Origin of the sequence: Phenylobacterium sp. (assembly GCF_036963605.1) — a bacterium.
Classification (GTDB): domain Bacteria; phylum Pseudomonadota; class Alphaproteobacteria; order Caulobacterales; family Caulobacteraceae; genus Phenylobacterium.
Genome location: NZ_JBALUY010000039.1, coordinates 23,120 through 31,338 on the forward strand (window position 1 = coordinate 23,120; position 8,219 = coordinate 31,338).

Genomic DNA, 8,219 nt, shown 5'->3' on the forward strand with positions numbered 1-8,219 from the left:
CATGGCCGACGGCGGATCCCCCCTCGGCTACCTCGATGTGGACCGCTCGCTCAGCGGGCGCAGGTGGCGTGCGCGTCCGGCCGACGCCGAACTGACCCGCCGCCACCAGATGATGCTCGGCCTGGACGAGCCCATGGCCCGGGCCCTGGCGGCCAGGGGGGTCACGGCGGAGGCGGCGGAGAGCTATCTGACGCCGACGCTCAAGGCGCTGTTCCCCGACCCCTCCAGCTTCGCCGACATGGATAAGGCTGCTGGCGTTCTGGTGGACGCCCTGGTGGCCGACCGGCCTGTCGTGGTCTTCGCCGACTATGATGTGGACGGCGCCTCCAGCGCGGCCCTGCTGGTCCGCTGGTTTTCGGCCATGGGCAAGCGGCTCTCGATCTACGTGCCCGACCGGGTGACCGAGGGTTATGGCCCGTCGCCGGCCGCCTTCCGCCGCCTGCGGGAGGAGGGGGCTGAACTGGTCGTCACGGTGGACTGCGGGGCCGCGGCCGTGGACGCCATCGCCTGCGCCGGCGAGATCGGCCTCGATGTTGTGGTTATCGACCACCACCTGATGCGCGACGAGATCCCGGCCTGCGCAGCCCTGGTCAATCCCAACCGGCCAGACTGCGGGTCGGGGCAGGGGGTGCTGGCCGCCGCCGGGGTCACCTTCGTGCTGCTGGCGGCCCTGAATCGAGAGGCCCGCAGGCGGGACCTGTTCGCCGAGCGGACTGAGCCCGACCTGCGCCAGTGGTTGGACCTGGCGGCCATGGGGGCGGTCTGCGACGTCACCCAGCTGGTGGGCTTCAACCGCGCCCTGACCGCGCAGGGCCTCAAGACCATGTCGGCCTGGCGTAATCCGGGACTCAAGGCGCTGCTCGAGGCGGCGGGGTCCAAGGGGCCGGCCACCACCTTTCACGCAGGCTTCGTGCTGGGGCCGCGGATCAATGCGGGCGGGCGAATCGGCCGCTCGGACCTCGGCGCGCGCCTGCTCTCCACCGACGATCCGGACGAGGCCCGGCGCCTGGCCCTGGAGCTCGACGCCCTGAACGCCTCGCGCCGGGAGGTGGAGGCCGAGGTGCTGGAGGCCGCCGTGCGCATCGTCGAGCGGGAAAGCAATTTCGCCGGCCTGCCGCTGCTGCTGGTGTCGGCCGATGACTGGCATCCCGGCGTCATCGGGATCGTCGCCGGGCGGCTGCGCGAACGCTTCCGCAAGCCGACCCTGGTTGTGGGCGTCGATCGCGCCGCCGATGTGGGCAAGGGCTCCGGCCGCTCCCAGCCCGGCGTCAATCTGGGCCGGGCTGTCCAGGCGGCTTTCGATGAGGGCCTGTTGCTGGCCGGCGGCGGCCACGCCATGGCCGCGGGCCTGTCGGTGCGACCCCATCTGTTGCCTGATCTGCGGGCCTTCCTGTGCGAGCGGGTGGCTGTTGAGGCCCAGGCCGCGGCCGAGGCCGACAGCCTGGAGATCGACGCCCTGATCACCACGGCCGGCGCCGACCGCGCCCTGCTCGAATCCTTCCAACGCCTGGCGCCCTTCGGGCCTGGAAATCCCGAGCCGGTCTTCGCCGTCGCAGAGGTGCGCGTAGAGCGGCCGATGATGCTGAGGGGCGGACATGTCCGCTGCACCCTCACAGACCGCTCAGGGGGGCGTCTGAAGGCCGTGGCGTGGCGCGCCGAGGCCACCGAGATGGGAAAGCGCCTGATGTCGGAGGGCGGAGCCGTCCACGTGGTGGGTCGTCTGAAGGCGGATGACTGGAATGGCCGGCAGGGCGTCGAGCTCGAGATCGACGACGTCGCCGATCCCCGTCGCAAAAACGTCTAGAGCGTGGTTGCAAGCCACAGGGAAGGCGGATATAGAGCCGCCCTCCGCGTCGAGTGGTCCCTTCGTCTATCGGTTAGGACGCCAGGTTTTCAACCTGGAGAGAGGGGTTCGACTCCCCTAGGGACTGCCACGCGGAGCTTCTCTTTCCCTTCTGATATCGACACGTCTCGTCGCCATTCCGGCGCAACGAAACAGCGACGCTTTGCGTTGGCTTCCGGCAATTGACGGAGAGAGCCTGATGAAGACCCTGACCTTCCTGGCCGCGGGCGTCGCCGCCCTGGCCCTTGGCGCCTGCACCAATCCGAACCCTGAGGAAACCGAGACCGCCGCCACCATGCCCGACACCAGCGTGAATGAGTCGCCGGCGCCGGACGCAGGCGACACCGGTGTCGCCGGCGAGGGGGCGATGATGACCGATCCGTCGGCTCCGGCGTCGGAGGGCGCAGCCGACACCGACCAGGACCTGCCGCCGGTGGATCTGCCAGAAACGGACGGTTGAGCCCTTTCTCTACCACGGGCCAGTCCTTCTAGACCTGCAACTGCTCGCAAAGGCCCCGAATCGGCCTTTGCGAGCCCGTTCGCTTTGGTTGCCCTTGACGCCTCTCAACTTACGAGAACAGTGTTATAGTTGGCCCACCCTCAAGGAGCAGGGGGCGTAGCGGGCCAGAGGGGCGCATGTCTGGTTACGATTTTGAAGATGCTGGCGCAGACGAATCTGTCCGCATCAGTGGTCGCGTAAAGTGGTTTGACGCCGGCAAGGGCTATGGGTTCGTGGTTCCGGACGATCCCAGCCAGACCGGGCTCAAGGACGTATTGCTGCACGTCACGTCTTTGCGCAATTCGGGACATGAGAGCGCCTTGGAAGGCGCGGTCATCGTCTGCGACGCCATCCGCAGGCCAAAGGGGTGGCAGGTGGCCGAAGTGCTTGAGCTGGACGAGAGCGCTGCGCCGCCGCCCGAGGCCCGTCGGCCCCGAGAGCCGGAATATGGCCGCCGCGACCGGCCCTATGAGCGAGCCCACGAGCGAGGCGACATGGGCGGCTTCGCCGCCCGGCCCAAACGCCCACCGCTGGCGGCCGGACCCCTGGAGCGGGCCAAGGTCAAGTGGTTCAACCGCGCCAAGGGCTATGGCTTCGTGGTTCGAGAAACCCATGCCGGCGACATCTTCATCCACATCGAGACCCTGCGCCGCGCGGGCCTGGAGGATCTCCAGCCCGGTGATGACGTGATGGTGAGGTTCGCTGAAGGTCCAAAAGGGCTTGTGGTAGCCGAGATCGAGCCGATAGGTCTGGCCTGAGGCGCGACGGTTCCGCCGTCGCCATTCGCCGGAGGAGCCAGCCTGTGTCGACTTCCATCTTGCCGCGGCGCGCCGTCCTGGCGGGCCTCGCCGCCCTGGCGACGCCGGGCCTGGCGACCGCCAAGACCCCCGCAGCTCTTGAACCTCTCGCGATCCTGACAAGCCGTGGGCCGGTCAACTTCCAGGTCGAGGTGGCCGCGGATGACGCCGCCCGCGCCCGGGGGCTGATGTATCGCAAGTCGCTGGCGCCCGATCGCGGCATGCTGTTCGATTTCCACACCCCGCGCCCGGTCGCCTTCTGGATGCGCAACACCTACGTCTCGTTGGACATGATCTTCATCCGCGCCGACGGGCGCATCCTGTCGATCGCCCGCAACACCACGCCCCTCTCCGAGGAAGGCGTGCCCTCTGGCGGCCCCGTCCGCGCGGTCCTGGAGCTGGCGGGCGGAAGGGCGGCCGAGATCGGCGCCCTGCCTGGCGACCGAGTGCGCCATCGGATCTTTCCCAATGGGTGAGCCAGAGGACGCCGGCAAACCGGCCCCGCCGCCGCCCGAGGGATTCGTCCTTTCCGAAGGCCGCGGCGCCTTCTCTGGCCACAATGGTCCCTATTTCCATCGGGCCCAGCAGGGCGAGAGCACCGAGCAGGCCTTTTTCGCCCTGCCGCGCCACGCCAATGGCCTGGGCCTGGTCCATGGGGGCATGCTGACCAGCTTCCTCGACGGGCTGATGGGCGCCGCAGTGTTCCGCGCCGCCCGCCGTCCAGGGGTGACCATTCACCTGTCGGTGGACTTTCTGCACATGGCCCGGGTGGGGGAGTGGGTGATGGGTGAATCCAAAGTCACCCGCCTGACCCGCGACGTCGCCTTCGTCGAGGGCCGGGCCTGTGTAGGCGGTCGCGACGTGGTTCGGGGCTCTGGCGTCTTCAAACTGATGCACAAGCGCGCCTGATCGCAGGCCTTACATTGCGGCGCGGCGCCTTGCATGGCATGAGACGCCCAATGTTGGCGTCCGTCTCGGGGCGTAGCGCAGCCTGGTAGCGCATCTGGTTTGGGACCAGAGGGTCGCGTGTTCGAATCACGCCGCCCCGACCAGACGCCGACGTGGGGCCTTAGCCGGCTCCGGGATCGCTAATGGGACAGCCACATGCTCGCGCGCATCTTCCGCCCCGCCAAGAACGCCATGCAGTCCGGACACGCCAAGTCCCGCGAATGGGTCCTGGAATTCGAGCCGGCCAGCGCGCGCAGACCCGACGCCCTGATGGGCTGGACCCAGACCGACGACACCCGCACCCAGCTGCGCCTGTCCTTCGACACCAAGGAGGAGGCCGTAGCCTATGCCGAGCAGCACGGCGTCGCCTTCGAAGTCTTCGATCCCAAGCCGGCCAAGCGCATCATCAAGGCCTACGCCGACAACTTCGCCTTCGGCCGCAAGGTCCCCTGGACCCACTGAAGCCGCAGGCCAGGGCGCCCTTAGCTCAACCGGATAGAGCATCCGCCTTCTAAGCGGACGGTTGCAGGTTCGAGTCCTGCAGGGCGCGCCAGCGGCCTAGCGCCGGCGTCGCAGCCGCCATCCGGCGACCAGGCCCGCAAGAATGATCAGCCCGCTGCCGGCCAGCATCCAGATGGTCATCGCCTCCGCCCGCATGACGAACATCAAGGAGTCGATCTTGCCGGTCTTCCAGTAGACCCACTCGCTGGCGAGGCGCGTGGCCGTCAGGTCGCCGCCGGTTTCCAGCACGACGATCCCGTCACCCGTGGCGGGATCCAGACGCACCGCGGTGTTGATGGCCGGCTCGTTGTCGCCATCGTGGCCGATGATGAAGGCCCCGCGTCCATTGGGGGCGTAGAGCATCGTACCCAGCCCCCAGATGTCCGCGCCGAACTGCGCAGCGTGCGGCTCCCGCATGGCGGCGCGTGTTTGCGCCGACAGAACCGCGTCCGGTTCGGGAGAGGAAGGCGCCTGGGCTGCAACGAAACGCGCCATGTCGCCGGCGCTCGTAAACAGCGACGCCGCCCCCAGCGCTGTGTAGCGTCGAAGGGGCTCGGTCGCGCCGCCCAAGGTGAAGCTTTGCGCCAGGTCGCGCTGGGACGCCAGATCGAAGTCGAAGGTGGTGTCGTCCATGCCGAGCGGCTGGAAAACCTCCGCCTGCATGTAGTCGGCGAAGGGCTGGCCGCTGACCTCTTCCACAATGAGCTGCAGCAGGGTGTAGCCGCCCCCCGAATAGTCCCAGCCGCTGCCCGGTTCGGTCACGACACGCACCGCGCCATCCGCCCCTGGCGAGGCGTCACGGGCTTGGGTCAGGGACTCTTCCAAGGACTGAACCTCATCGGCGGACGCGAAGCCGGCATAGCCGAGACCGTCGCCCAGCCCAGCGGTATGGCTGAGAAGCCGGCGCACCGTGACGCCGTTTTCGTCGAACGGGCCGTCCGGCAAGCGCCAGCGTGTGAGGTAGGTGGCCACCGGCGCATCCAGGTCGATCCTGCCGTCCTCGACCAGGTTCATGACGCCCCAGGCGGTCAGCCATTTGCTGAGGGAGGCGACCTGAAACAGGGTTTGCGGCCCCACCGGCGCCCCAGCCGACACGTAGTGATCGCCGGCGATCACCCCGTCCTCGATGACCACCATGGCGAGGTTGCCCACGCCACCATCTGCGATCTGCGACCGTGCGGCGCTGATGAAGGCCTCAGGCTCCGGCGAGGAGGTTACCGGCTTGCGGCCCCATCCCTCGCTGAAACCAAAAAAGACCAGCCCGCACCAAACTACCGCTACGACGAGGGTCACCGCCGCGATCAAGACTAGGCGTTTCACGGCGTCTCCATCTGTAGGTCGCCGGTTGAGCGACTTACGTCGATCGCCCCGGCCTAGAAGCTTAACCTTAGCATGAGGACGAACTTGCTTCGACCCCTCGGCAAATGGCGCGCTAGGGGCCAACGGCCATGATCAAGTTTGCGCGATCTGTCGGCTGCGCCACAGACGAGCTCGTCCCCAGATGGTCATAGTCTTTACTAAAATGACCCCGGGCGCGGGAGCTTGGACGGGAGAGGCGCATGGCTTGGTTGGAGAAGGCCGGAGCAGCGTTGGACAATGTGGTGACGGTGACGCCTGTAGAGGGCGGATGGTCGGTGACCTCCTCCCTGGCCGATCACCCCCTGATGTTCTTTTCGGGCGCGCACGCCGAGGCCAAGGCCCGCAGCCTGGCGCAGCTGATCGCCTCGGCCGGGGGCGACGCCCAGGTGATCGTGCATGACCGGCGCAACGCTCTGATCGGCACGGTTCGATACTTTGCCGCCGAGGACGAGGTCAGAAGTTCCGCCGCAGTAGAGCCGCCCACCGCGGCGGCTTCATAGTCCGCTCGGCCGTCATGGGGATCACCGCGTCGGCATAGGCCGGCAGGGTCGCCAGGATGTGGATGGTGAGCCGCTCATAGAGCTGGATAAAGGCCAGGACATCGTCGTCGCTCATGCTGCGGGTCAGATCGGCGCCTTCGGTCGTCAGCCTTGCCCGCAGTTTTTGCTCCTGCTCCTGACGCCAGGCCGCGACCACATCGAACCCCGGCGCCTGCAGCAGGACGAGACGGTCGATCCGGCTAAACAGCAACTGATACGGTCCCGCCAGGCTGTCATTGACGTAGCGCCGCCAGCGGCCGTCCAGATCGCGTCGCGCCTCAAGATCGTTGACCGGCGCCTCCAGGGCTTCCGCGCCTTGCGGCCGCGCCCCCACGCACCAACCTTCGAACAGCACCACATCGACCTTGGCGGGCGCCGTCGGCCAGGCGCTGGTCGGCTCCAGGTCATCGCGGGCCTTGTCGAAGCGGGGCAGGGCGGTGGGACGGTTTCCGGCGATGTCGTCCAACAACCGCAGGCCGAGGGCCACGTCGTGGGTTCCAGGTGGCCCGCGGGTGGCGAGTAGGGGATGGACCTCGGCTCCCAAGCGCCGGCGGGCGGCATGGGAGAGATAGAGATCGTCGATGGAGAGGACGGCGACCGTCAGGCCCTGCGCCTCCAGTAACCCGGCCAGGGCGGCCGCCAGGGTAGACTTGCCCGACGCCTGCGGCCCGCACAGCCCGACCACCAGCGGCGTCTGGCGTCCCGTGGTCTCGGTGACGATCCGCGCAGCCAGCGGGCCTGCGACCTCATTCAGGGTGCGCCCGTAGGCTGGCGGCAGGCCATGTTCAGCCAGGAAGGCGCTTGCCCATGCCCGGTCCACGATCAGGCGAAACTCCGCCAGGCGTCGAAGCCCGCGGCCAGGTCGGCGATGAGGTCCGCAGGGTCTTCCAGCCCAATATGCAGGCGGATCAAAGCGCCGTCTTCGCGATCGCCGTCCGCGCGGCAGCGGAGCTGGGGATCGCAGTCGATGGCCAGGCTCTCAAAGCCCCCCCAGGAAAAGCCGAGGCCAAACACCTTCAGCCCATCGAGGAAGGCCGCCGTTGCGGCCGGGGGCGCAGGCTGCAGAGTGAAGGCGAACAGGCCGCAGGCGCCGCTATAGTCGCGACGCCAGATGTCATGGCCAGGACAGCCGGGCAGGGCAGGATGGCGCATCTGCGCCACCTCGGGACGTTCGGTCAGCCAGCGGGCGACGTGGCGGGCCGACTGGTCGTGACGGGCCATCCGTGTGGCCAGCGTCCGCAGGCCCCGCAGCATCTGGTAGGCGTCGTCCGGCGACACCGCCCAGCCGATGTGGAGCACGCCGTCGTCCATCGCCCGGACCAGGGTTCTCTCGCGGACGGCGACCGAACCCATGAAGACGTCGGAATGGCCCCCCACATACTTGGTCAGGGCCTGGACGCTGATATCCACCCCATGGTCCAGCGGCTTGAACAGCAGGCCGGCGGCCCAGGTGTTATCAATCAAGGTGAGGATGTCGCGCGCGCGGGCCGCCGCGGCGATGCCGGGAACGTCCTGTACCTCGAAGCTGAGCGAGCCCGGCGATTCCAGCACGATCAGGCGGGTGGCAGGCCCACAGAGCGCCATGAGGTCAGCGGGGCCAAGGCTTGGGGCGTAGTAGGTGACCTTGACGCCGTACCGGACCAGCACCGCGTCACAGAAGCGGCGGGTTGGCTTGTAGATGGTGTCGACCACCAGCACCTCGTCACCGGCCTTCAGGACGGCCAACATCGCGC

Annotated in this window: 10 protein-coding genes and 3 tRNA genes; 10 read left to right on the top strand and 3 right to left on the bottom strand. The window is 68.1% G+C overall.

Annotated elements, in window-relative coordinates; all coding sequences use genetic code 11:
* The first annotated feature begins 1 nt into the window (after position 1).
* The 9 genes from recJ (at position 2) to V7702_RS09270 (ending at position 4,640) form a co-directional block, all read left to right on the top strand.
* Positions 2-1,804, top strand: a complete 1,803-nt coding sequence (gene recJ / locus V7702_RS09230; RefSeq protein WP_335649822.1) for a single-stranded-DNA-specific exonuclease RecJ — start codon at positions 2-4, stop codon at positions 1,802-1,804.
* 55 nt (positions 1,805-1,859) lie between these two features.
* A tRNA-Glu gene (locus V7702_RS09235) sits at positions 1,860-1,934 on the top strand.
* Positions 1,935-2,042: 108 nt separating this feature from the next.
* Complete coding sequence (locus tag V7702_RS09240) at positions 2,043-2,303, top strand: hypothetical protein (protein WP_335649823.1); 261 nt, start codon at positions 2,043-2,045, stop codon at positions 2,301-2,303.
* Between the two features lie 176 nt (positions 2,304-2,479).
* Positions 2,480-3,100 carry a cold-shock protein gene (locus V7702_RS09245; protein ID WP_335649824.1) on the top strand — a complete coding sequence of 207 codons (621 nt, stop codon included), beginning with the start codon at positions 2,480-2,482 and terminating at the stop codon, positions 3,098-3,100.
* Positions 3,101-3,144: 44 nt separating this feature from the next.
* Entirely contained in the window at positions 3,145-3,615 is a 471-nt protein-coding gene (locus tag V7702_RS09250; RefSeq protein ID WP_335649825.1) for a DUF192 domain-containing protein, read from the top strand.
* On the top strand, positions 3,608-4,048 hold the full coding sequence (locus tag V7702_RS09255) for a PaaI family thioesterase (protein ID WP_335649826.1): 441 nt from the start codon (positions 3,608-3,610) through the stop codon (positions 4,046-4,048). The genes V7702_RS09250 and V7702_RS09255 overlap by 8 nt, the downstream gene beginning before the upstream one ends.
* Before the next feature lie 66 nt (positions 4,049-4,114).
* Positions 4,115-4,191: transfer RNA gene (locus V7702_RS09260), tRNA-Pro, on the top strand.
* A gap of 52 nt (positions 4,192-4,243) precedes the next feature.
* On the top strand, positions 4,244-4,549 hold the full coding sequence (locus V7702_RS09265; protein ID WP_335649827.1) for an ETC complex I subunit: 306 nt from the start codon (positions 4,244-4,246) through the stop codon (positions 4,547-4,549).
* A 14-nt stretch (positions 4,550-4,563) separates the two neighbouring features.
* Positions 4,564-4,640, top strand: a tRNA-Arg gene (locus V7702_RS09270).
* Between the two features lie 5 nt (positions 4,641-4,645).
* Here the strand turns inward: V7702_RS09270 and V7702_RS09275 are convergent.
* The gene (locus V7702_RS09275; protein ID WP_335649828.1) at positions 4,646-5,893 is read right to left on the bottom strand and encodes a serine hydrolase domain-containing protein; all 1,248 of its coding nucleotides are present in this window, start codon (positions 5,891-5,893) and stop codon (positions 4,646-4,648) included.
* 254 nt (positions 5,894-6,147) lie between these two features.
* Between V7702_RS09275 and V7702_RS09280 the strand changes: the two genes are divergently transcribed.
* Positions 6,148-6,447, top strand: coding sequence for a hypothetical protein (locus tag V7702_RS09280; protein ID WP_335649829.1), 300 nt, complete (start codon positions 6,148-6,150; stop codon positions 6,445-6,447).
* Here the strand turns inward: V7702_RS09280 and V7702_RS09285 are convergent.
* Positions 6,401-7,312: a kinase gene (locus V7702_RS09285; RefSeq protein WP_442958407.1), complete on the bottom strand. Its 912-nt coding sequence runs from the start codon at positions 7,310-7,312 to the stop codon at positions 6,401-6,403. The genes V7702_RS09280 and V7702_RS09285 overlap by 47 nt on opposite strands.
* Positions 7,309-8,219: cystathionine beta-lyase (gene metC / locus V7702_RS09290; protein WP_335649831.1), on the bottom strand; the 911-nt coding region annotated here is incomplete at its 5' end. The genes V7702_RS09285 and metC, both read right to left, overlap by 4 nt.

What these genes read in the sequence shown, in the direction of transcription:
- V7702_RS09240 (WP_335649823.1), top strand. Translation starts at nt 2,043, where the DNA reads ATGAAGACCCTGACCTTCCTGGCCGCGGGCGTCGCCGCCCTGGCCCTT.
- recJ (WP_335649822.1), top strand. Translation starts at nt 2, where the DNA reads ATGGCCGACGGCGGATCCCCCCTCGGCTACCTCGATGTGGACCGCTCG.
- V7702_RS09280 (WP_335649829.1), top strand. Translation starts at nt 6,148, where the DNA reads ATGGCTTGGTTGGAGAAGGCCGGAGCAGCGTTGGACAATGTGGTGACG.
- V7702_RS09245 (WP_335649824.1), top strand. Translation starts at nt 2,480, where the DNA reads ATGTCTGGTTACGATTTTGAAGATGCTGGCGCAGACGAATCTGTCCGC.
- V7702_RS09255 (WP_335649826.1), top strand. Translation starts at nt 3,608, where the DNA reads ATGGGTGAGCCAGAGGACGCCGGCAAACCGGCCCCGCCGCCGCCCGAG.
- V7702_RS09265 (WP_335649827.1), top strand. Translation starts at nt 4,244, where the DNA reads ATGCTCGCGCGCATCTTCCGCCCCGCCAAGAACGCCATGCAGTCCGGA.